The organism is Pseudodesulfovibrio pelocollis, assembly GCF_030282845.1.
Classification (GTDB): domain Bacteria; phylum Desulfobacterota; class Desulfovibrionia; order Desulfovibrionales; family Desulfovibrionaceae; genus Pseudodesulfovibrio; species Pseudodesulfovibrio pelocollis.
In genome coordinates this window covers 72,294-93,212 of record NZ_JASTWE010000001.1, presented here as the reverse complement: position 1 = coordinate 93,212, position 20,919 = coordinate 72,294, and the positions used below count along the sequence as shown (strand labels likewise).

At 62.7% G+C, this 20,919-nt stretch carries 19 protein-coding genes and 1 tRNA gene; 15 read left to right on the top strand and 5 right to left on the bottom strand.

Translation table 11 applies throughout. The features are described from left to right. Positions 1-29: 29 nt before the first annotated feature. Positions 30-821, top strand: a complete 792-nt coding sequence (locus QQS14_RS00490; protein ID WP_285904917.1) for an inositol monophosphatase family protein — start codon at positions 30-32, stop codon at positions 819-821. Here the strand turns inward: QQS14_RS00490 and QQS14_RS00485 are convergent. Beyond that, positions 818-1,357 (bottom strand): NUDIX hydrolase, encoded by a 540-nt coding sequence (locus tag QQS14_RS00485; RefSeq protein ID WP_285904916.1) that lies wholly within the window; start codon positions 1,355-1,357, stop codon positions 818-820. The two genes, QQS14_RS00490 and QQS14_RS00485, sit on opposite strands and share 4 nt — an antisense overlap. Positions 1,358-1,470: 113 nt before the next feature. Between QQS14_RS00485 and rimI the strand changes: the two genes are divergently transcribed. The 6 genes from rimI to QQS14_RS00455 all read left to right on the top strand — a co-directional run bounded on the left by rimI (position 1,471) and on the right by QQS14_RS00455 (position 5,416). Then, positions 1,471-1,938, top strand: coding sequence for a ribosomal protein S18-alanine N-acetyltransferase (gene rimI, locus QQS14_RS00480; RefSeq protein WP_285904915.1), 468 nt, complete (start codon positions 1,471-1,473; stop codon positions 1,936-1,938). Between the two features lie 10 nt (positions 1,939-1,948). Next, entirely contained in the window at positions 1,949-3,151 is a 1,203-nt protein-coding gene (locus QQS14_RS00475; RefSeq protein ID WP_285904914.1) for a phosphoglycerate kinase, read from the top strand. Next, entirely contained in the window at positions 3,148-3,903 is a 756-nt protein-coding gene (gene tpiA, locus QQS14_RS00470; RefSeq protein WP_285904913.1) for a triose-phosphate isomerase, read from the top strand. The genes QQS14_RS00475 and tpiA overlap by 4 nt, the downstream gene beginning before the upstream one ends. 41 nt (positions 3,904-3,944) lie before the next feature. Continuing rightward, complete coding sequence (secG, locus tag QQS14_RS00465) at positions 3,945-4,292, top strand: preprotein translocase subunit SecG (RefSeq protein WP_285904912.1); 348 nt, start codon at positions 3,945-3,947, stop codon at positions 4,290-4,292. Positions 4,293-4,305: 13 nt separating this feature from the next. Continuing rightward, a tRNA-Leu gene (locus QQS14_RS00460) sits at positions 4,306-4,392 on the top strand. Between the two features lie 298 nt (positions 4,393-4,690). Then, positions 4,691-5,416, top strand: coding sequence for a carbonic anhydrase (locus tag QQS14_RS00455; protein ID WP_285904911.1), 726 nt, complete (start codon positions 4,691-4,693; stop codon positions 5,414-5,416). A 99-nt stretch (positions 5,417-5,515) separates the two neighbouring features. Here QQS14_RS00455 and QQS14_RS00450 read toward each other — a convergent pair whose 3' ends face one another. The 4 genes from QQS14_RS00450 to QQS14_RS00435 form a co-directional block, all read right to left on the bottom strand. After that, the gene (locus QQS14_RS00450; protein WP_285904910.1) at positions 5,516-7,600 is read right to left on the bottom strand and encodes a tetratricopeptide repeat protein; all 2,085 of its coding nucleotides are present in this window, start codon (positions 7,598-7,600) and stop codon (positions 5,516-5,518) included. An 817-nt stretch (positions 7,601-8,417) separates the two neighbouring features. Further along, a complete protein-coding gene (locus QQS14_RS00445; RefSeq protein ID WP_285904909.1) occupies positions 8,418-8,708 on the bottom strand; it encodes a transcriptional regulator in 291 nt (96 codons plus the stop codon). A gap of 16 nt (positions 8,709-8,724) precedes the next feature. Continuing rightward, positions 8,725-9,228 carry a 2-amino-4-hydroxy-6-hydroxymethyldihydropteridine diphosphokinase gene (folK, locus tag QQS14_RS00440; protein ID WP_345782781.1) on the bottom strand — a complete coding sequence of 168 codons (504 nt, stop codon included), beginning with the start codon at positions 9,226-9,228 and terminating at the stop codon, positions 8,725-8,727. Next, a complete protein-coding gene (locus QQS14_RS00435; RefSeq protein WP_285904908.1) occupies positions 9,228-10,394 on the bottom strand; it encodes an LL-diaminopimelate aminotransferase in 1,167 nt (388 codons plus the stop codon). The genes folK and QQS14_RS00435 overlap by 1 nt, the downstream gene beginning before the upstream one ends. Positions 10,395-10,606: 212 nt before the next feature. On the opposite strand from QQS14_RS00435, the gene xerD reads away from it, so the two are divergent. The 8 genes from xerD (at position 10,607) to lysA (ending at position 20,903) form a co-directional block, all read left to right on the top strand. Beyond that, positions 10,607-11,530 carry a site-specific tyrosine recombinase XerD gene (gene xerD, locus QQS14_RS00430; protein WP_285904907.1) on the top strand — a complete coding sequence of 308 codons (924 nt, stop codon included), beginning with the start codon at positions 10,607-10,609 and terminating at the stop codon, positions 11,528-11,530. A gap of 20 nt (positions 11,531-11,550) precedes the next feature. Beyond that, positions 11,551-14,235, top strand: a complete 2,685-nt coding sequence (locus tag QQS14_RS00425) for a CBS domain-containing protein (protein WP_285904906.1) — start codon at positions 11,551-11,553, stop codon at positions 14,233-14,235. Positions 14,236-14,486: 251 nt separating this feature from the next. Beyond that, positions 14,487-14,975 carry an HIT family protein gene (locus QQS14_RS00420; protein ID WP_285904905.1) on the top strand — a complete coding sequence of 163 codons (489 nt, stop codon included), beginning with the start codon at positions 14,487-14,489 and terminating at the stop codon, positions 14,973-14,975. 11 nt (positions 14,976-14,986) lie between these two features. Beyond that, the gene (locus QQS14_RS00415) at positions 14,987-15,343 is read left to right on the top strand and encodes a LapA family protein (RefSeq protein WP_285904904.1); all 357 of its coding nucleotides are present in this window, start codon (positions 14,987-14,989) and stop codon (positions 15,341-15,343) included. A 15-nt stretch (positions 15,344-15,358) separates the two neighbouring features. Then, positions 15,359-16,510, top strand: coding sequence for a tetratricopeptide repeat protein (locus QQS14_RS00410; protein ID WP_285904903.1), 1,152 nt, complete (start codon positions 15,359-15,361; stop codon positions 16,508-16,510). A gap of 42 nt (positions 16,511-16,552) precedes the next feature. Then, positions 16,553-19,180: a DNA mismatch repair protein MutS gene (mutS, locus tag QQS14_RS00405; protein WP_285905018.1), complete on the top strand. Its 2,628-nt coding sequence runs from the start codon at positions 16,553-16,555 to the stop codon at positions 19,178-19,180. Then, complete coding sequence (locus QQS14_RS00400; RefSeq protein ID WP_285904902.1) at positions 19,177-19,635, top strand: hypothetical protein; 459 nt, start codon at positions 19,177-19,179, stop codon at positions 19,633-19,635. Before mutS ends, QQS14_RS00400 begins: the two co-directional genes overlap by 4 nt. A gap of 29 nt (positions 19,636-19,664) precedes the next feature. Next, entirely contained in the window at positions 19,665-20,903 is a 1,239-nt protein-coding gene (gene lysA / locus QQS14_RS00395; protein ID WP_285904901.1) for a diaminopimelate decarboxylase, read from the top strand. The last annotated feature ends 16 nt before the right edge of the window (positions 20,904-20,919 follow it).

The following is a 20,919-nucleotide window of genomic DNA, read 5'->3' as shown; positions in this document are numbered from 1 at the left end:
ACACCGCCCTTTTTTATGGAGAAACGGCCATGCGCGATGACGAGATCATACGGCTTCAGACAGGCCTTGAGCTGATCGCGGCCCGGTCCGGCGCCATCGTGGCCGAAGGGGCTGGCCGGGCCAGGAAGGTGACGCACAAGGGCAGGATCGACCTGGTCACCGAGACGGATTTCGCCGTGGAGGAGATGCTCAAGCGGGAACTGGCCGCGCTCCTTCCCGGCTCGGACTTCCTGGCCGAGGAGACGGCCAGCGCCACAGAGCCCGGCGAGCTGACCTGGATCATCGACCCGGTGGACGGCACCACCAATTTCGCCAACGGGCTGCCTTTCGTGGCCACCTCCATCGCCCTGTGGCAGCGGAACAGGGTAGTGCTCGGCGTGATCAACCTGCCGCTGCTGGGCGAGCTGTTCGCCGCCCGCGCAGGGGGCGGCGCACGGCTCAACGGCAAGCCCGTGTCCGTGTCGGCCGAGGGGGCCATGGAGCAATCCCTGATCGCCACCGGGTTTCCCTATGCCATCGATGAGCACCTGGACCCCATCCTGGACCGGCTCCGGGCCGTGCTGCCGCGCGTTCAGGGAGTGCGCCGGGTGGGTGCCGCCGCGCTCGATCTGGCCTATGTGGCCTGCGGCCGGTACGAAGGATTCTATGAGAGCGCGCTCAAACCCTGGGATACTGCGGCCGGATGGCTGCTGGTGCGCGAGGCGGGCGGCCGGGTCACGGAATATGACACGCGCAAGGACTACGCCCTGGGAGCCGGGACCATCCTGGCCACCAACGGGGCCGTCCACGACGAGATGTCCCGGTTGATTTGCGGCGACTAAACGCTTACAAGCAGTCCGGCTTCCCAGAGGGTGACGAGGTTCGGCGTCAGCAGTTCGCGGAACTCCTTGATCAGGCAGGTCAGTTCCTCGCGCGAGAAGTGATAGCCCTCGGAAACCTCGTCGCTGTTGGGGGCGATGGCCTGGGTGTTGCGGGTCAGGGCGAAGATGGAGACGTGCTCGAACCCGGTTTCGGCACAGGCGGGCAGGGCGCGGACGAACTGGGGATGCTCCACCACCAGGTTCAGCTCTTCCCGGAGCGCCCGCAGGGCCGCATCGGCCGAAGCCTCGCCCACATGGGGGTGGGTGCGGGCCGAAACGTCCCAGCGGCCCGGGAAGAAGCGCTTGTCCGCATTGCGCTTTTGCAGGTAGATTTTCTTGTCCGCATTGAAGACGAGCACCTGCACCGAGCGGTGGCGCAGGAGTTGGCGATGGGCCATGTCCTCGGCCAGCACGGCCAGGGGCCGGTTGCTTTCGTCCACCACCTCGACGAAACGGGTCGGGTCGATTTTCGCGGATGATTTTTTGGTGAATATCATTGTCCCTGCTCCGGGCCTTCTGATTGGCTGGTATGTGTCAGGTATACACGGAACCGGCGTGATTATCCAGAGGCGCGGGAGGCGGACCGGGGGACGATGGGGCAGGGGGGCGCATGGACGATAGGGTGGTGGCCCTGGGTGAGGGCGACATGGACGAGCTGATGGCCCTTGAGCGGCTGTGTTTCGCCTATCACTGGACACGCGAGCAGTTCGCCATGGGTCTTGAGCGGGGCGTGTACCGCGTCCTCGGGCTACGCCAGGGCGGACGGCTGGCCGGATACATCGCCTTCTCCCTGGTGGAGGACGAGATGGAGATCCTCAACCTGGCCGTGCATCCGGACCATCGCCGATGCGGCATCGGAGCGGCCCTGCTGGGCCGGGCGCTGGACGTCTGCGTCACGATGGGGATCGCCAAGAGTTTTCTGGACGTCAAGGCGTCCAATGTTGCGGCTATCGATTTGTATCGGAAGTTCGGCTATGAACAGATAGGGATCAGGAAGCGCTACTATCCCGACACCGGGGACGACGCCTTGCTGTTCCGGCATGACATCAGGCGGGATCCGACCCAAAAAAAGCAGTAAAGGCAATGAAATGAAGTTTATTGACCAGATTGACATCACTGGCAGGAAACTGTTGTATCGAGTTGATTTCAACGTTCCCCTTGATGAAGGGGTCATCACCGATGATATCCGCATGGTCGCCGCGATGCCGACACTGCGCTATGCCCTGGAGCAGGGAGCGGCCATCATCCTGTGCGCCCACCTGGGCAAGCCAAAGGGCAAGGTCGTGCCCGGACTTTCCCTTGCGCCGGTGGCCCAGCGCACGGCCGAACTGCTGGGGGTTCCGGTTGAACTGGCACCCGATTGCGTGGGCGAGCGCACCCGGGCCATGGCCGCCGCACTCAAGCCCGGCCAGGTCATGATGCTCGAAAACCTCCGCTTCTATCCCGAGGAGGTCGGCAAGACAGAGGAGGAGCGGGGCGATTTCGGCAAGCGGCTTGCGGCCATGGCCGACATCTATGTCAACGACGCCTTTGGCGTGGCCCACCGCGCCAACGCCTCGGTGGTGGACGCGCCCAGGTACGCGCCCGTCTGTTGCGCGGGCTTTTTGCTCAGGCGCGAGCTTGAATATCTCGACAAGGTGCTGATCAACCCGAAGCGCCCCTATGTCTGCGTGTCCGGCGGGGCCAAGATATCCACCAAGCTCGGCATACTCAACAACCTGCTGGGCAAGGTGGACGACATCGTCATCGGCGGCGCCATGGCCAACACCTTCCTGCTGGCCAAGGGGTATGGCGTGGGCAAGTCCCTGGTGGAGGAAGACCTTGTCTCCGACGCCCTGGCGATCATGGAGCGGGCGGTCAAGCTCGGAACCACGCTGCATCTGCCGGTGGATTTTCTGTACGCGCCCTCGCACACCGCCACAGAGGCCGAGGGCGTCTGTCCGGCCACGGCCATCCCTGATCACGCCCTGGTGCTGGACATTGGGCCGGAAACGATCAATAACTTCGAGAAGGTCCTCGCCAAGGCGCGGACCGTGGTCTGGAACGGCCCCATGGGCCTGTTCGAGACGCAGGCCTTTGCCGAAGGCTCCATGGCCGTCTGTCGGGCCATCGCCGACCTTGATGACGCCCTGACCATCGTGGGCGGAGGCGACACAGACGCCGTGGTCCACATGTTGGGGATTCCCGGCAAGTTCAGCTTCATATCCACTGGCGGCGGCTCCTTCCTTCAGTTTCTGGAGGGCAAGGATCTGCCTGCGATTCAAGCCTTGAAGGAATGCATGAAGAAATGAAAAAACTGATGGCTGCCAACTGGAAGATGTTCAAGACCTGGGACGAGGCACAGGCCACGGCCCTCGAACTGGTGGACCTTGCCGCCGCCTCGCTCCCTGCGGATCGCGAGGTGCTCGTCTGCCCGCCGTTCACGAGCCTTGGGGCGGTGGCCGAGGTCTTTGCGGGTGTTCCCCGGTTCTTCACCGGCGGCCAGGATTTCTATTGTCGCGAAGAGGGTGCCTTCACCGGCGAGATCGCGCCGGGCATGCTCCTTGACCTTGGCGCGAGCTTCGGCCTGACCGGCCACTCCGAGCGCCGCCACGTCATCGGCGAGAGCGACCAGCTGGTCGGCGAGAAGACCGCCTTCGGCCTCGCCGCGGGTTTGAGCGTCATCCTGTGCGTCGGCGAACTCATCGAGGAGCGGCGCGCCGGGCGGGTGGAAGAGGTCCTTGAGCGCCAGCTACGCATCGGCCTTGCGGGCGTGCCGCGCGACATCGAGCCCAAGCGGCTGTGCGTGGCCTATGAGCCTGTCTGGGCCATTGGCACCGGCGAGGTGGCCGGCCCCGGAGAGATACTTGAGGCCCACGCCTTTGTCCGAAAAACACTGGTCGCCATTTTTGGAGACAATGCCAATGAAATGAGGGTGTTGTATGGCGGCAGCGTCAAGCCTTCCAATTGCGCCGAGATTATTGCACTTGACAATGTCGATGGTGTCTTGGTAGGAGGCGCGAGCTTGCAGGGTGAAAGCTTTTCGCAGATCGTCCTGGCCTGATGAGGCGCATGCCTCGCAACGAGTGATACAAAGGTAAGATTGTGGAAACTTTAGTCATTGTCATACATGTTTTGGCTTGCATCTTTCTGATCGGCGCAGTAATGCTTCAAACCGGTCACGAGGGGATGGGCGTCATCTTCGGTGGCGGCAGCAGCACGATGTTCGGCAGCAGCGGCGCAGGGGGTGTTCTCGTCAAGGTCACGGCAGGTTTGGCGACGGTTTTCCTCATCACTTCCATGACCTATAATGTTCTCACCGGCAACAAGGTGTCCGATCGCGACTCCATCATGCTTCGGGGTGAGGGCGTGGTTCAGCCCATCGTACCGGCTGATCAGCAAAAACCGTCCGTGAAATTCATGGACACCGGCGACGAAGCCAAGAGCGAATAGCTCAAAGCATAAAGCCGAGGTGGTGGAATTGGTAGACACGCTGTCTTGAGGGGGCAGTGGAAGAAATTCTGTGGGGGTTCGAATCCCCCCCTCGGCACCACGAATGAAAAAGGGTTGCAGTTAACAAGCTGCAACCCTTCCTCTTTTTGCGGCCACAGAGAGTTTTCTTGCAAATCCCATTCGACGCGGTTTTGCGTTCCGCAGTGCATTGGACTTTCTTCCAACGGTTGACTCAAATTCTTGGAGAGTCCTGTTGTGTGAATGATAATTAAGTGCCAACATCATAGATTGATGCCTTGTCATCATGCTCTTCACCCACACAAGCCGGGAGGGGAAAAATGAAACGTGGATTGCATTGTTTAGCATTTATTTGTGCGAGCGCTGTGCTTGTCGTTGCCATGACGGCATGGGTACAGGCCGAACTGGTCGTGGGCAAAGCCTCGCCCGAAGAGGTCATCGCCATGCTCAAGGAGGGCAACGAGCGATTCGTCACCGGCCAAGCGCTGCATGAAAACACCGATGCGGAGCGGCTGGCGCAGGCCGGCAGCGAGAATCAGGGCGATCATGCCTTTGCCACCGTGCTTTCCTGCTCGGACTCCCGGGTGCCGGTGGAGCGGATTTTCGATGCCGGGTTCATTGACCTGTTCGTGGTCCGGGTGGCGGGAAACGTGGTGAGAACCCACGAAGCCGGGTCCATTGAGTATGGGCTGGCCCATGTGCATACGCCGGTGCTGGTGGTCATGGGCCATACCCAATGCGGAGCGGTTGCCGCAGTGGCCGATGTGGTGCAGGGGCACAAGCATGTGTTTGAGCGTAATATTCCGCCACTGGTCGCCCCCATTTTTCCGGCGGCGAAGCGGGCCATGGCCGCCCATCCCGAGGCTTTGGGCCGAGCCGTGGTGCCTTTTGCCATTGAGGAGAATGTCTGGCAGAGCATTACGGATCTGTTCATGCAGAGTCCTGCCACGCGCATGAAGGTCCGATCCGGCAAGGTCAAGGTCGTCGGCACGATATACGATGTTGGCACTGGCCGAGTCGATTGGCTGCCCGAGTCCAGGGTGATGGAGTTGCTGGACGCCGTGGAGCGCGATCCGGGCCGTGCCATGAACGCCATGGCCGAGTAGCAGGGCGTGGACCATTCCTGGCGACATACCGCAATGACCAAGGCCCGCACGGCGTATTTGCAGTGCGGGCCTTCTTGCGTCATGCGTGAAGGGAAGGGGCTAGAAGGGGTAGACCAGCGTGTCCGCAGCCTTGCTCTGGCCCATTTTCTTATCGATGGCGTCGATGCGGGCCTTGGCCGCCTCGCGCTGTTCCTTGCGATCGGCCCGGCTGACCACGGTGGTCAGCAGCCGCTTGGCCGTGTCGTAGTTGCCCTGGCGCTCGTAGATGAGCGAGGCCCGGTACATGGCTGTCAGCGCCCATATGTTTTCCTGGGGATACTGCCAGGCGAGGCGCAGATAATAGTCCAGCGCCTTTTCGGTATTGCGCACGGCCTGTTCGCCCTCGCCGAGCCAGAACAGGGTCTCGGCCTGGAGGGTGGTGGTCAGCCCGGGGGTGTTCCAGAGCGTCAGCAGATGCTCGCGGGCGGTATCGAAGTCGCGTTTTTGCTGGTAGAGCAGGGCCATGCGCAGCCGGGTCATGACCGGCACCTGGCCGCCCGAGGTGGCCATCTGCCGGAAAGTCTCCAGGGCCGCGTCCTCGCGCCCGGATTCGAGTTCCAGCCGGAGCCGCACATCATACCACTGCATCCGCTGGGCAGGGGGCAGGGCAGCCGGTTTCAGGGTGTTCAGGTAGAAGGCTCCAAGCTGGAGCTGGTTGGCCCGCACCGACTGATCGGCCAGATACAGGGTGCTCTCAATGCCGAACGCCGTGTCGTCGAAGAGGTAGGCCGAACGTCTGGCCAGCTCGGCGGAAGGCGAACTGGTGAACTCCTGCTGCCAGCTTGCCAGCAGCAGCAGCTTGTCCATGGGCCAGCGCTGCGACAGGGTCTTGATCCTGTCCTTGGGCGCGGAAACCCAGAAGGGGGCCTCGTCGGTGACGGCTTCATAGCCGCCAGCGCTGCACAGGGCCGTGAGGATAGGGTGCAGGTTGAGGGCCTCGATCTGGTTTTCGGGCAGCAGATTGTTCAAGTTCTCCTTGAAGCGCAGAGCCCCGGCCAGTTGCAAAGCCAGGGGGAGATTCTGCTTGTTTGCATTATTCCATGTGGTTGCAGACGAAATGAAATCGCCGTTGGCCAGGGCCAGGGCGAACTTGAAGCTGTTGAGCAGGGTGGCTGTCTGCTCGGAGATGAGCAGAGAGCCAAGCTCGTTGTTGATGGCCTGATTGGCCTCGGGCACGGACATGGACAGAATGTTGTTGCGAAACGAGGTCCACGGCCCGGATTCCGGGTTGCCCAGCAGCCAGCCTGCGCGGGACACGGAGTAAGGAGCGAGCAGGTTGCCTTCCCAAAAGGCGCGGGGCTTGAGAGAGTCGCTCGCATCAAAGATGGCGATATCTGCCGGGAGGTTGCCCGATTCGAGAAAGTCGATGAGCATGCGCCAGAAGGCGCGGACCTCGTCTCGCGATACGGTCGAAACAGCGCTCCGGGCACCATCGAATTTTTCCAATGATGCCAGGGCGAGGGCCGTGACAATGGCGTCGGTGTCCGCCGAGGTGACCAGGGATTGGCCAGCGGCTGCGTCCGTGGCGGTAGACGGTGCGGGCATCCCGGTCTGGTCGCTGACGGCCAGGGCCGTAGCTGCCGATGTCCAGTAGCTGCCGCCCCAGACCTCGCCGCCCAGTTCCTGGATACGGCGCAGGGTGTCGCGCTGGGCGGCACGCGAGAGGGTGACATTGGCCCGGTAGGTCCAGAAACGCTTGAGCCATACGTCCATCCAGACGCTCTCCAGGCCCGGTTCTGCCTTAAACCGCCTGATGGACGCGCCCTTGTCGGGTGCGAGGGCGGCGGACTGGCTGAACCAGAGGACAGCCTTGGTCAGGTCGCCCATGGCGCGATGCGACCGGCCGCCCAGCCAGAGCCGGTCCGCCTCGGTGGCATTGTCGGCAAAGGCGGGGGTCATCTCTATGATTTCAAGGGTCTTGGACGGGGTGTTGAGGTTCAGGTAGACCTCGGCCCGCTTGAGAATGACCTCCGGGGAGTCGTCGGAAGACTCGGCGGCGTATTCATGCTCAAGCCGATCCCATGCGCCGTAGCGCTCAAGCCAGCCCTCGAAGGAGCCGGGAGCGGCAGACTGGGCGGGACAGTGGGATGCCAGCCCTTCAAGGAGGAAGACGCAGACCGCAACAATGATCGCAATTCGTTTCATGGCTCTCACGCGCCGCAGGGCGGCATTTTGGGTGTTTTTGAATGCAATCCCTTAACAGGGTCCGAAAAAACTCTCAATAAGACCATATGGACGTTTGCCGTCGAGAGGTCCTGTCGAGAGGGACCCGGATCATGACCATGCCGACCCGTTGTTGGGCGACCGATCAACTGACGTCACCTTCAGGTTCAGCTTGAAGGAAAGTCCACCGGTTCCGCAACAGGAATCGTACGCGTCGGGCAGGGCGCGTCTTCGGCAGGGCCAAGAGAGGCTTTTCTCCGACCCCTGTTTTCCCCTCCATTTGTTAAAAGTTTACATAATTTACATTATGAGACACTTGTATATAGCGTTGGTATGACAGGGTTTACCGTCGCTTTAACTCTTGGCACGTGAGCCAAGTCCGTTCCTCCGCCCGTGCGATCCAGGTGGCTGTTGCCGAGAATTCGATCTGCGGGATTTTTCTCCAGCTTCCTGATCCATGGTCTCGCTTGGAAGCCTCCGGTCCTTCTCCGGGCATTTGCGGGCGAATTCAATGGAGTCAGGTTGATCGATCCGCTCGGTGTTCGCAGTCGGAAGCAGCCCGGCCGTGTCGATGCACCAGTCTCTGCTCTGGTGTGCAAATGGCTCTTGTCGCACTCGCTTGCTCGGAGTTATGGCGCGTTCGCATGTCCAGAGGTGATCGGCCCTGCGCGGAGCAACGAAAACGGGGCCGACACTGTGAGCGTCGGCCCCGGAATTGGAGGCTGATCAAATGTGGCCGCAGCCCGGCCAGGTGCGGGCAAGCGGTCTGCGTGGCGGATTGCCGGCGATCAACGTCCGATCAATCCTTATCCTTGGGCGTTTCTGGCTCAATGGTGATGGCGTCGATCTGCTTCAGGTAGAGGTCGCGGCATTCGTAGGAGCAGAAGACCCGTATCTTCTCCCCTTCCCTGACCCGGATGTCACCGTCCTTGTCCACATAGGTGCCGCAGACAGGGTCTTTGACCATCTTCCCTGCCGCGACCTTCTGCTTGATGGTTTCCTTGTTTTCCATCTCCTGCTTCTTCTTGTCGCCGGTGAAGAGCTTGTAGATGAGAAACAGGGCCACGCCTATGATGATGAATTTCCACATGCTGGCGCTCCGTGGGTTACTCGGGATCCTGCCAAATCTTGAAACCTTCCTGCCGATAGCTGATGGCGGCAAGGGCCTCGTCCACGGTGGTTCCGTCCGGGAAGACGAAATCGGGCGCGATCTCCTTGAGGGGGACGAGCACGAACGCCCTTTTCCTGGCCCTCGGATGCGGCAGGGTCAGGAAATCGGTTTCCATGATCGTGTTGCCCCAGGCGATGATGTCCATGTCCAGCGGCCTGGGGCCGCCGGGAACCTGCCGGGTCCGGCCCAGCTGCGCCTCGATGGCCGTGCAGGTGGACAGGAAACCGGCCGCAGCCCATATCTCCGCGTCGATCTCAAGCTTGATCAGCTGATTGGCGAACCAGGGTTGATCCGTGACCGGTCCCTGGGGCTCGGTCAGATAGATGCCGGACATGGCCTTGAGCGAGATTTCGTCGCCGTAGGTCTCCAGCCTCGCCAGGGCCTCGTTCAGGTTCTCCTCGGGGTTGCCCTCGTTGGAGCCGAGACTGACGTAGCAGATTACAGTTTCGATATTCTGGATACCGCCTCCTCGAGTTTTTCGTTGTTGACGGTCAGGGAGATGCGGAAGTAGCCCTCGCCCGGGGTGCCGAAGCCGTTGCCCGGGGTCAGGACCACGCCGGTCTGCATGAGAACATTGGTAACGAATTCAGATGACTTGAAGCCGTCTGGCGTGTTGCACCACATGTAGAAGGAGGCGTCGGGCACGCGGTGCCTGATGCCCGCCTTGGTCAGGGCCGCGCTGACCACGTCGCGCCGTTCCTTGTAGATGGCGCGGAACTGCTCGGCATACGGCTCGCCATCCCTGAGGGCGGCGATGCCCGCCTCCTGCACAGCCTGGAAGATGCCGGAGTCGCAGTTTTCCTTGATCTTTCCAAGGCCTGCCACGAGGCTGGCGTTGCCGACAGCCATGCCGATGCGCCAGCCGGTCATGTTGTAGGTCTTGGACAGGGAGTGGAACTCGATGCACACGTCCTTGGCGTCCTTGCATTCAAGGATGGACATGGGCTTGTCGTCGGGATTGTAGTATATTTCGGTGTAGGCCGCGTCGGAGATGACGATCACCTCGAATTCCTTGGCCTTCTGGATGAGGCGCTCGTAGAATTCCCGGGTGGCTGTGGCCGCGGTCGGGTTGTTGGGGTAGCAGACGAAGATCATCTTGGCCCTGGCCCAGGTCTCGTCGCTCACGGCGTCGAGATCGACGAGGAAGTCGTTTTCCTCAAGCAGGGGCAGATACTTCACCTCGCCGCCCGCGAAGTTGGTGGCGATGCCGTAGACCGGATAGTTGGGCGTGGCCACCAGGGCCAGATCGCCGGGATTGATGAAGGCCAGCGGAAAGTGGGCGATGCCCTCCTTGGAGCCGATGAGGCTGACCACCTCGGTGTCGGCGTCCAGATCGACATCAAAGCGCTGCTTGTACCAGTCGGCCACGGCCTGACGGTAGGTCTTCATGCCGACATAGGAAGGATATTGGTGATTCCTGGGATTTCTGGCACTCTGGCACAGGGCCTCGATGATGAAGTCCGGGGTGGGCAGATCGGGATCGCCGATGCCGAGGCTGATGATGTCCATGCCCTTGGCGGCCACCTGGGCCTTGGCCTTGTCAATGGCCGCGAAAAGATACGGGGGCAGGGTCGAAAGGCGATCGGCGAGGGTGAAATCTGACATGTGGTGAACTCTCCTTGGGTCTGATCTAAGAAGTGTCTTTCATAATTGGGCGGTGTCCCACTGTCAATGTGAACCATTGCTCTTTGCGCGGCCCCTTGATAGCTATCGGATGAAGGCATGGTCGGCCCGGGTGCCGCAACGTGATCGCCGGGCATTGGTTTTTTGAGGATAAGAATTCTATTTCATCAACTTGCAATGATTGTGGCGTGATCATGACCAGGGAAGACAAATCCGGGGGGAACACCCTCACCACGCATTCGTGGGTGGACAGGTATCTCGAACACGTCCTCATCGAAAAGGGACTGTCCGAGAACAGCCTGTCCGGCTACTCGACCGACCTCGCCTCCCTGCTCGCCTTTCTCAAAGACAAATCCTTCCGGCTTGAGGATCTGACCGAGCGCACCCTGTTCCTCTACCTGACCCATCTGCGCGCCCGGGGGCTTCAGAGCCGGTCCCTGGCCCGGCACCTCTCGTCGTTGCGCGGTTTCTTCGCCTTTGCCCTGGACCAGCGATGGTACAAGGAGGACCCGGGACAACTCCTCGAAAACCCCAAGCTGCCCAGAAAGCTGCCTGAATTCCTGACCCGGGAGGAGATATCGCGCATCCTCGCCCTGCCCGACACGGCCACCCCGCTCGGCATGCGCGACCGGGCCATGCTGGAATTGCTCTATGCCGCGGGCCTGCGTGTCTCGGAACTGACCGGCATGAGGGTGCTCGACTACGACGCCCAGACCGGACTGCTCCGGGTTTTCGGCAAGGGGTCCAAGGAACGGCTGGTGCCCATCCACTACACAGCCCAGGAGGTGCTGGGCCGGTATCTGGACGCCACCCGCCCCTTGTTGCGCCCGTCAACGGACTTCATGTTCCTCAACCGCTCGGGCAAGGGGCTGACCCGCCAGGGGGTGTGGAAGATGATCAAGGCCTACGCAGCCAAGGCGGACATCAAGCGGAGCATCTCGCCCCATACCTTCCGCCACTCCTTTGCCACCCATCTGCTCGAAGGCGGAGCCGACCTGCGCACCGTGCAGCTGCTCCTCGGCCACTCGGACATCACGGCCACGGAAATCTATACCCATATCCAGGCCGGGCGCCTCAGGTCCATCCACCAGCAATTCCACCCGCGATCGTCCATGTGATCGAAACGATGGGCAACAGCATGAATGCAAACGACAAAATACGCGCCAAGACCGTGATCACCGCCCATGCCAACGCGGACTTCGACGCCCTGGCCGCCATGGTCGCGGCTGGCAAGCTCTATCCCGGCGCGGTGCTCATCTTCCCGGGCAGCCAGGAGAAGAGCCTGCGCAATTTCTTCATCCAGAGCACCACCTATCTCTTCAATTTCAAGGCGTTCAAGGACATCGACCCCGATGCGGTGGAGCTGCTGGTGGTGGTGGACACGCGCCAGCGCTCGCGCATTCCCCAGGTGCGCCCCCTGCTCGGCAAGCCGGGGCTGCGCATCCATCTGTACGACCACCACCCGGACACGGACGACGATCTTGAGGCCGAATTGAGCGTGGTCCGGGACTGGGGCTCCACCACGGCCATCATCGTGGACGAGATGCGCAGGCGCGAGGTGGTTCTGACTGTGGAAGAGGCCACCCTGCTCGGCCTTGGCATCTACGAAGACACCGGCTCCTTCGGCTTCAACACCACCACCCCGCACGATTTCGAGGCCGCAGGCTGGCTCAAGGGCCAGGGCATGGACATCGAGGTCATCTCGGACCTGCTCTCGCACGAGTTGTCGGCCGAGCAGGTGACGCACCTGGGCGAGCTGCTCCAGAACGCCGTCACCCACGACATTCACGGCGTGGACGTGGTCATCACCGAGTTGTCCACGGACCGTTTCGTGCCCGATTTCGCCCTGCTGGTGCACAAGCTCATGGACATGGAGAACCTCAAGGTGGTCTTTGCGCTGGGCCGCATGGGCGACCGAATCCATGTGGTGGCGCGCTCCAGGCACCCGGACGTGAGCGTGGGCCAGATCTGCACCTCCTTTGGCGGCGGCGGCCACGCCGCGGCCGCCTCGGCCACGGTCAAGGACAGGACCCTGGCCGAGGTGCGCGACGACCTCTTCGCCCTGCTCTACTCCCAGATCAATCCGCAGATCGTGGTGGAGAGCCTCATGTCGCGCCCGCCTGTGGTCATCGAAGACCACAAGACCATCAGCGACGCCGTGGAACTGATGACCCGCTACGGCCTGAAGGACGTACCCGTGGTGGACCCGGCCATGCGCTGCGTGGGCATCGTGGGCCACCAGACGGCGGACAAGGCGCTCTCCCACGGCCTGGGCGACCTCGGCCTGAGCGAATACATGAGCCGCAAGTTCGAGACCGTGCAGGCGGGCACCGACCTGTACCGGGTCATGGAGATCATCCTTGGCAGACGCCAGCGCATGTTGCCCGTACTGGAGGGCGAGGCCCTGGTCGGGGTCATCACCCGCACCGACCTCATGAACATGCTCATCGACGAACCGGCCCGGATTCCGGACTCGTTGCTGCCCGAGCGGCGCAGGGAGCGCAACATCGGCCCCATGGTCGGCAACCGGCTGCCCAAAAAGATGCTCGACCTGCTCAAGACGGCGGGCGAGCTGGGCCGCGACATGGGCTGGGAGGTCTATGCCGTGGGCGGCTTCGTGCGCGACATCCTCCTTGGCCGTCCCAACCTCGACCTCGACCTCGTGGTGGAGGGCGACGCCATCGCCTACGCCAAGCGGCTGGCCGACCTGCTCGGCGGTCGGGTCAAGGCCCACGTCAAATTCAAGACCGCCGTGGTCATCCTGACCGACGGCCAGCGGGTGGACGTGGCCACGGCCCGGCTCGAATATTACGAATACCCGGCGGCCATGCCCACGGTGGAACTTTCGTCCATCAAGATGGACCTGTACCGGCGCGACTTCACCATCAACGCCCTGGCCTTGCGCATCAACCCTGGCCGCTTCGGCCAGCTGGTGGACTTCTTCGGCGCGGAACAGGACATGAAGAGCAGGGCCATCCGCGTGCTCCACTCCCTGAGCTTTGTGGAAGACCCTACCCGCATCCTGCGCGCCATCCGCTTCGAGCGGCGGTTCGACTTCCAGATCGGCGGCCAGACCCTGCGCCTGATCAAGAACGCCCTGAGCCTTGATCTCTTCAGCAAGCTCTCGGGCACGCGCATCCTGCACGAACTGCAACTGGTCATGGCCGAGGAAAATCCCCTAGCCTGTCTGAGCCGCATGCAGGAGCTGGGCATCCTCGAAGCCATCCACCCGCTGCTCAAGCTCACCGGCGAGCGGGTGCAGGTGCTCATGGAGCTGTCCAAGGTTCACAACTGGTACAAACTCCTCTACCTGGAGCCAGAGGCCACGCCCTGGAAACTCCATCTCCTGGGCCTGACCATGGGCATCAAGCGCGACCAGATCGGTTTGGTCACGGCGCGGTTGCGCTTCACCGCCAGGGAGGAGCGCGATTTTCTCCAGTTGCGCGACCAGATTGGGGATGCGCTCATGAAACTCATGAACTGGCGCGAGGACCGTTCCAGGCTGAGCCGGTTGTGCGCCATTCTCAGGCCCATCCCCCTTGAGGGCGTGCTCTTCCTCATGGCCCGCAGCAGAAAGGAGCAAATCCGCCGCAACATATCGCAATACCTGACCCGCCTGCGCGACGTGACCAGTGACATCTCCGGCGCGGACCTCAAGGAACTCGGCATCAATCCCGGCCCGGCTTATACCACGATCCTGTCCCGGGTGCTGGACGCCAAGATTGATGGCCGGGCCGCCTCGCGCGACGAGCAGCTGCGTCTGGCCGAGAGATTGTGGCGCGGCATTGCGCGACGCGGCGGGCCGCAGTGCAGCGGTTCGTGATCAAACCCCGGGGCGGGAGCGGCCCGTGACTTTGCGCCGGGACCGGTTTCAGGCTTGCCCAAAGGCCGCAAGGCGTGTAGAAAAATCAAGCCGTTGATGATCTTCCGAGGAGTTCCCGCATGAGCAAGAGGCAGGTATCCGTTGTTGGTTCGGGCCATTGCGGCCGGGGTCATGAAGGGCGTATACCGGGCCAGCGACCCGGAGAACGCTGTTGCTCGTCAACGCTGTGATTGAAGGAAAGTGATAAGAATATGGACGTATTGTGGGCACCATGGAGGCTTGATTACATACTCGGTCCCAAGCCGGAAGAATGCGTGTTCTGCATTCCGAAGGATACGGCCGAGGACGAGGAGCGATGCGTCCTGGCCCGTGGCGAGCACTGTTTCGTGATCATGAACAAGTTCCCCTACAACAACGGGCACCTCATGGTCACCCCCTACCGCCATGTGAGTAGCCTGCTCGACCTGAGCCTGGATGAATCCAACGACTGCATGCTCTGGCTGCGCCACTGCACCTCGGTGCTTGGGCGGGCCTTCAGTCCCCATGGGATAAACATGGGACTCAACCTGGGCGAGGCGGCCGGTGCCGGTATTGCCCAGCACCTGCATTTCCAGATCGTTCCGCGCTGGAACGGTGATGCCTCGTTCATGGCCGTGTTCGGGGAGACCACGGTCATTCCCGAGCATCTTTCATCAACTTATGCACGGCTTCGGCCCCTGTTTGACGCCATCACATCGTAAGGAGTTGTCGTATGCGTTTCATCAAAGTTTTGTTCCTGCTGGCACTTTTCGTCTTTTCCATTCTTTTCTTCAGCCAAAACAATGATGTGTTGCTTCAGGGGCTGACCCTGAAGCTGGAAATCCCCTACGCCATGACCCTGCACTCCATCCCCCTGCCCTTTGGCGTGCTCATTCTGGCCGCCTTCGTGGCCGGGGCTCTGCTGACCATGGTCTACTTTGCCATCGACAAGTTCCGGGCCGGGTCCAAACTGCGCGAGTGCAAGACGCGCATGGCCAGCCTTGAGCAGGAGCTCAACTCCCTGCGCAACATGCCCATCAATGAGGCGCGCCCCTACTCTGCCGAAGAAAAGGTCGAAGGGGTCAACTAACCGGACGGTATCATCATGGCCTGGCACTGGTTCAATCGCAAGAAGTCCTCGGATTTCCACAAGAAGATCACGGCAGCCCGTGAGGTTTCCGGCGGCGAGGCGTTCCTCGTCCAGGATACCCGCGCGGCCATCGAGGAACTGAGCCAGGTCGTCAAGAACGACCCGGAAGCGGTGGAGATCTACCTCGCGCTGGGCAGCCTGTACCGCTCTCAGGGCGAGATCGAGCGCGCCATCCAGATCAGGAACAGCCTCATCGTCAGGCCGGGGCTGGCCCGCGAGTTCAAGGCCCGCGCCCTGTTTGAGCTGGGGCGCGATTTCCGGCGCGGCGGATTCCTTGATCGCGCCGAGAAGACCTTTGAGGAGGCGCGCTCCCTGGGGCATGACGCGATGTCCATCCAGCACGAGATGGCCCGGCTGGCGGCCGAGCGCGGGGCCTTTGAGCGGGCGGCCGAGACCTTTGGCAATTTGGGGTTGCCCCTGCCTCAGGCCCACTATCTGGTGCGCCTTGCCTCGGACCATTTCAAGGAAGGCAGGGAATCCCAGGCGCAGCGGTCCCTTCGTCACGCCATCCGCGCCTATCCCGGCGCGGTGGAGGCGTGGCTCGAGCAGATGGTGCAGGCCTACAGGTCGGGCAGCGAGCGCCGGGTGGCCGACACCCTGCGCGACGGACTGGACAACGTGGCCCCGGACCTGCGCTTTGTCCTGCTCGAAGGACTGCTCCAGGCGCTGGACAAGGCGGCCAAGGCCAGGGATAAACCCCTTGTCGAGAATTCCCAGTGGGCCGGGGCCTGCCAGGACAGGGCGCTGGTCACGGCCGTGATCCCGGTGATCGAGTCCCAGGAGCCGGATGTGCTCCTGCTCTACTACGGGGGCGTGTTCCTGATGCGCGTCGGCGACACCGAGAACGCCAGAAGCTGGTTCGAGAAGACGCTGGTCATGCAGTCCGACTTCTGGCTGGCCCGGCTCGAACTCTTCGAGCTGTCCAGGCCGGACCAGACCCTGACGCCCTTCTTCAGGGAACAGTTGAGCTTTTTCATCGACCGGGCGTATCAGGTGCGCCGGTTCTTCTGCCGCCGTTGCGGGCTGAAGCGCGACCACCTCTTCTTCAACTGCCCCCGCTGCCGCAGCTGGCACTCCATCGGCTTTCGAAAAGATTTTTCTCAATAAAACCAATTATATCATTTCGTGGAAACGCAGAAACTGACCCCCATGCTCGAACAGTATCTCCGCTTCAAGGAGGAGAATCCGGGCTGCCTGCTGTTCTTTCGCATGGGCGATTTCTTCGAGCTGTTCTTCGAGGATGCCGAGACCGTGGCCCGGGCCGTGCAGATCACCCTGACCAGCCGCAATCCCAAGGACCCCAACCCCATCCCCATGTGCGGCATGCCCCACCACTCGGTGGAGCCCTACCTGACCCAGTTGCTGGACAAGGGATACCGTATCGCCATCTGCGACCAGATCGAGGACCCCCGGGAGGCCAAGGGGCTGGTCAAACGCGCCGTCACGCGGGTGCTCACTCCCGGGACCGTGGTCGAGGACTCAAACCTCAGGGCCAAGGGCAACAACTTCCTCGGCGCCCTGTTCTGGGATTCGGCCAAGAACGCGGGCGGCTTCGCCTGGATCGATTTCTCCACCGGCCAGTGGTCCGGCCTGCATGGCCGCCGTGAACCCGAGCTGTGGCAATGGGTGGTCAAGATCAACCCGCGCGAACTGCTCCTGCCCCAGGGGCGCAAGGTGCCCCCCCAGTTCGCCGAGCTGGAGTCCCAGGTGACGGGCGTGGCCCCGGCGGCCTATTTCGACCCGGCCGTGTCGGCCCGGCGCATCCTGGAGGTCCAGGGCGCGGCCGGACTCGACAGCCTCGACCTGGGCGACAAGCCCGAGCTGGTGCGCGCCTGCGGGGCGCTGCTGACCTACCTTGAACACACCCAGAAATGCCCGCTTACCCATCTTGGCGAATTCAGACCGCTGAACCTCGGCAAGCATCTGCTTCTGGACGAGGTCACCGAGCGCAATCTCGAAATCTTCCGGCGGCTCGACGGCCGGGCGGGCAAGGGGACCCTGTGGCGCGTCCTGGACAGGACCATGACCCCCATGGGCGGCCGCCTGCTCGAAAACCGGTTGCGTCAGCCCTGGCGCGAGCTTGGGCCCATCGGCCGCACCCTGGACTGCGTGGATTTCCTCTTTGTCAGCGACCAGTTGCGGGCCGACCTACGCCGGGCTCTCGATTCCGTGTACGACCTGGAGCGGCTTTCCACCCGGGCCGTGCTCGGCCGGGCCACGCCCAAGGACTTTGTGGCCCTGCGCCGCAGCCTGCCCATGCTGCCGAAAATCCGAGCCCTGCTGGAGCAAGGCGGCCCGGAGACCCCGTCCGATCTGAAACGGCTCCTTACAAAATGGGACGACCTGGCCGACCTGGCCGAACTGCTCGAGACCTCCTTCGTGGATTCCCCGCCCCCGGTCATCACCGACGGTGGCCTGTTCCGCAAGGGATTCGATCTGGTGCTCGACGAACTCATCGAGCTGCACGAGCACGGCGAGGACAGGCTTGAGGCGCTGCATCGCCGGGAGCTTGAGGCCAGCGGAATTCCCAAGCTCAAGCTCGGCTACAACAAGGTCTTCGGCTACTATTTCGAGGTCTCCAAGGCCTACAAGGGGCAGGTGCCAGACCATTTTGTCCGCCGTCAGACCCTGGTCAGCAGCGAGCGCTATATCACCCCGGACCTCAAGGAGCTGGAGGACCGCATCATCTCTGCCTCGGAGGAGCGCAAGGGGCTGGAATACCGTTTGTTCCAGGATTTGCGCGAGCGCGTGGCCCGATCCAGGACCCGTTTCCTGTTCATGGCCGACATCGTGGCCAACCTGGACTACTGGCAGGGGCTGGCCGAGGCCGCCCGGGTCAACGACTGGTGCCGCCCCGAACTGCACGACGACCTGGATATCGAGATCGAGGCCGGGCGGCATCCCGTGGTGGAGGATGCCATGGGCCACTCAAACTACATCCCAAGCGATCTGCGCATGGACCGCGACAAGCGTATCCTGCTGATCACCGGTCCGAACATGGCGGGCAAGTCCACGGTTCTCAGGCAGGTGGCCATTCTGGTGATCATGGCCCAGATCGGCTCCTTCGTGCCCGCGCGCCGGGCGCGGCTCGGGCTGGCGGATCGCGTGTTTTCCCGGGTGGGCGCATCGGACAATCTGGCTCAGGGGCACTCCACCTTCATGGTCGAGATGACCGAGACCGCCCGTATCCTGAGGCAGGCCACCCAGCGCAGTCTGGTCATCCTCGACGAGATCGGCCGGGGCACCAGCACCTATGACGGCCTCTCTCTGGCCTGGGCCGTGGTCGAGGAGCTGTCCACCCGCGCCCGGGGCGGCATCCGCACCCTGTTCGCCACCCACTACCACGAATTGACCGCCCTTGAGGGCCGCGTCGAGGGCTTGCGCAATCTCAACATTGCGGTCAAGGAATGGAAGGGTGACATCGTTTTCCTGCGCAGGCTCGTGCCCGGCCCGGCCGATCGCAGCTACGGCATCGAGGTGGCCCGGCTGGCCGGAGTGCCCAGGCCGGTGGTGGACCGGGCCAGGGAAATCCTTGCGAACCTCGAAGAAAAGTCGCAGGATAGCCCCTGGAAAGGGGCCGTGGAGCGCGCCTCGCAGACCCTGCTTCCCGGGCTTGTGGTCACGCCCGAGGACAGGACTGTCCCTGGTGCCCAAGACGTTGCTCCCGCGCCGGAGCATCCGGTGGTCAGCCAGTTGGCGGCGCTGGACGTGGACGGCATGACGCCCATCCAGGCCCTGATGCTCCTCAACCGCTGGAAGGAGATGGTCAAGGAATGATCCGCCGTGGAGCCATCGCGCGATGCCTTGTCGCCCTGCTTGTCCTGGCCCTGCCAGCCCTGACCGGGTGCGTGCTGGGCATCAAGGAATGGCCGCAGCCCGTCAAGGCGGAGGATGCCTTCAGCCTGGAGGTCGTGGCCGCCAAACGGACGGACACCTGCCTGCTGCTGACCCTGTCCGTGGGCGGCTCGGCCGAGCGACTCTACCGGGCCAGCATCCAGTACGAGGCCGTGGGCGACAGCGACGGCCAGGGCTGCGAGGGATGCCCCTTTGTGCCCCGGAAGGCCGAGCATTTCACCCGCGAGCAGAGCGCCTTTGACCTCCATGGCTCCACCCTGAAGCTGAGCCTGTGCGGCCTGGACCCGCAGACGCGCTACCGCTTCCGGGTGGCCGGGAAGAACGATCTGCCCGCCCTGCCCATCGTCTATACTGAAGTCTTTGTCACCACGCAGTAATATTCAGTTGTTTCAAGGAGAAAGACAGCATGCATCATTTCGAGTACCGCGACGGTGTTCTCCACGCCGAGAATGTCTCCGTCCCGGACCTTGCCCGCCAGTACGGCACGCCGCTCTATGTCTATTCGGCGGCCACCCTGACCCGGCACTTTCAGGCCTTTGACTCCGCCTTTGACGGGCTGGACCACCTGACCTGCTATTCGGTCAAGGCCAATTCCAACCTCGCCGTGCTCAAGCTCCTGGCCGGGCTGGGCGCGGGCATGGACATCGTCTCCGGCGGCGAGCTGTATCGCGCCCTCAAGGCGGGCGTGCCGCCCGAAAAAATCGTTTATTCCGGCGTGGGCAAGCGCGCCTCGGAGATCCGCGAGGCCCTTGAGGCCGGGATTCTCATGTTCAACGTCGAGTCCGTGGCCGAGCTGCGCAAGATCGACGAGGTGGCGGGCAGCATGGGCAAGGTGGCCCGCGTCAGTTTCCGCATCAATCCCGATGTGGACCCCAAGACCCACCCCTACATCTCGACAGGCATGAAGAAGAACAAATTCGGACTGGATATCGAGAACTCCCTTGAGGCCTACGCCATGTGCGCGGAACTGGCCAATATAGAGCCCGTGGGCATGGACTGCCACATCGGCTCGCAGCTGACCAGCATCGCGCCCTTCATGGAGGCCCTGGACAAGCTGCTCGACTTCCACGGCAGGCTCAAGGCCATGGGTATCGACATCCAGTATCTCGACCTGGGCGGCGGGCTCGGCATCACCTATGACGAGGAGGAGCCGCCCCACCCCACCGAGTTCGGCCAGGCCCTCAAGGAGCGGCTGGCCGGTGTGCCCCTCAAGGTCATCCTCGAACCGGGCCGCGTCATCGCGGGCAACGCGGGCATCCTGGTGGCCGAGGTGGTCTACACCAAGTCCAACCCGTCCCGGAATTTCCTGATCGTGGACGCGGCCATGAACGATCTGGTGCGCCCCAGCCTCTACGGCTCCTTCCACCGCATCGACGAGGTCACGCCCCGGGGTCGGGACTCCCAGACCTTTGACGTTGTCGGCCCCATCTGCGAATCCGGCGACTTCCTGGCCCGCGAGCGCGTCCTGCCCGCCGTGGAACAGGGTGAGCTGCTGGCGGTCTTCTCGGCCGGAGCCTACGGCTTCACCATGGCCTCCAACTACAACTCGCGGCCCAGGGCCTGCGAACTGCTGGTGGACGGCGACACGGTCACCGTGGCCCGCAAACGCGAAACCTACGAAGACCTCGTGAACAAGGAACTCTAGCCAACCGGCCGGGGTT

What these genes read in the sequence shown, in the direction of transcription:
- QQS14_RS00490 (WP_285904917.1), top strand. Translation starts at nt 30, where the DNA reads ATGCGCGATGACGAGATCATACGGCTTCAGACAGGCCTTGAGCTGATC.
- QQS14_RS00485 (WP_285904916.1), bottom strand. Translation starts at nt 1,357, where the DNA reads ATGATATTCACCAAAAAATCATCCGCGAAAATCGACCCGACCCGTTTC.
- rimI (WP_285904915.1), top strand. Translation starts at nt 1,471, where the DNA reads ATGGACGATAGGGTGGTGGCCCTGGGTGAGGGCGACATGGACGAGCTG.
- QQS14_RS00475 (WP_285904914.1), top strand. Translation starts at nt 1,949, where the DNA reads ATGAAGTTTATTGACCAGATTGACATCACTGGCAGGAAACTGTTGTAT.
- tpiA (WP_285904913.1), top strand. Translation starts at nt 3,148, where the DNA reads ATGAAAAAACTGATGGCTGCCAACTGGAAGATGTTCAAGACCTGGGAC.
- QQS14_RS00455 (WP_285904911.1), top strand. Translation starts at nt 4,691, where the DNA reads ATGACGGCATGGGTACAGGCCGAACTGGTCGTGGGCAAAGCCTCGCCC.
- QQS14_RS00450 (WP_285904910.1), bottom strand. Translation starts at nt 7,600, where the DNA reads ATGAAACGAATTGCGATCATTGTTGCGGTCTGCGTCTTCCTCCTTGAA.
- QQS14_RS00445 (WP_285904909.1), bottom strand. Translation starts at nt 8,708, where the DNA reads ATGTGGAAATTCATCATCATAGGCGTGGCCCTGTTTCTCATCTACAAG.
- QQS14_RS00435 (WP_285904908.1), bottom strand. Translation starts at nt 10,394, where the DNA reads ATGTCAGATTTCACCCTCGCCGATCGCCTTTCGACCCTGCCCCCGTAT.
- xerD (WP_285904907.1), top strand. Translation starts at nt 10,607, where the DNA reads ATGACCAGGGAAGACAAATCCGGGGGGAACACCCTCACCACGCATTCG.
- QQS14_RS00425 (WP_285904906.1), top strand. Translation starts at nt 11,551, where the DNA reads ATGAATGCAAACGACAAAATACGCGCCAAGACCGTGATCACCGCCCAT.
- QQS14_RS00420 (WP_285904905.1), top strand. Translation starts at nt 14,487, where the DNA reads ATGGACGTATTGTGGGCACCATGGAGGCTTGATTACATACTCGGTCCC.
- QQS14_RS00415 (WP_285904904.1), top strand. Translation starts at nt 14,987, where the DNA reads ATGCGTTTCATCAAAGTTTTGTTCCTGCTGGCACTTTTCGTCTTTTCC.
- QQS14_RS00410 (WP_285904903.1), top strand. Translation starts at nt 15,359, where the DNA reads ATGGCCTGGCACTGGTTCAATCGCAAGAAGTCCTCGGATTTCCACAAG.
- mutS (WP_285905018.1), top strand. Translation starts at nt 16,553, where the DNA reads ATGCTCGAACAGTATCTCCGCTTCAAGGAGGAGAATCCGGGCTGCCTG.
- QQS14_RS00400 (WP_285904902.1), top strand. Translation starts at nt 19,177, where the DNA reads ATGATCCGCCGTGGAGCCATCGCGCGATGCCTTGTCGCCCTGCTTGTC.
- lysA (WP_285904901.1), top strand. Translation starts at nt 19,665, where the DNA reads ATGCATCATTTCGAGTACCGCGACGGTGTTCTCCACGCCGAGAATGTC.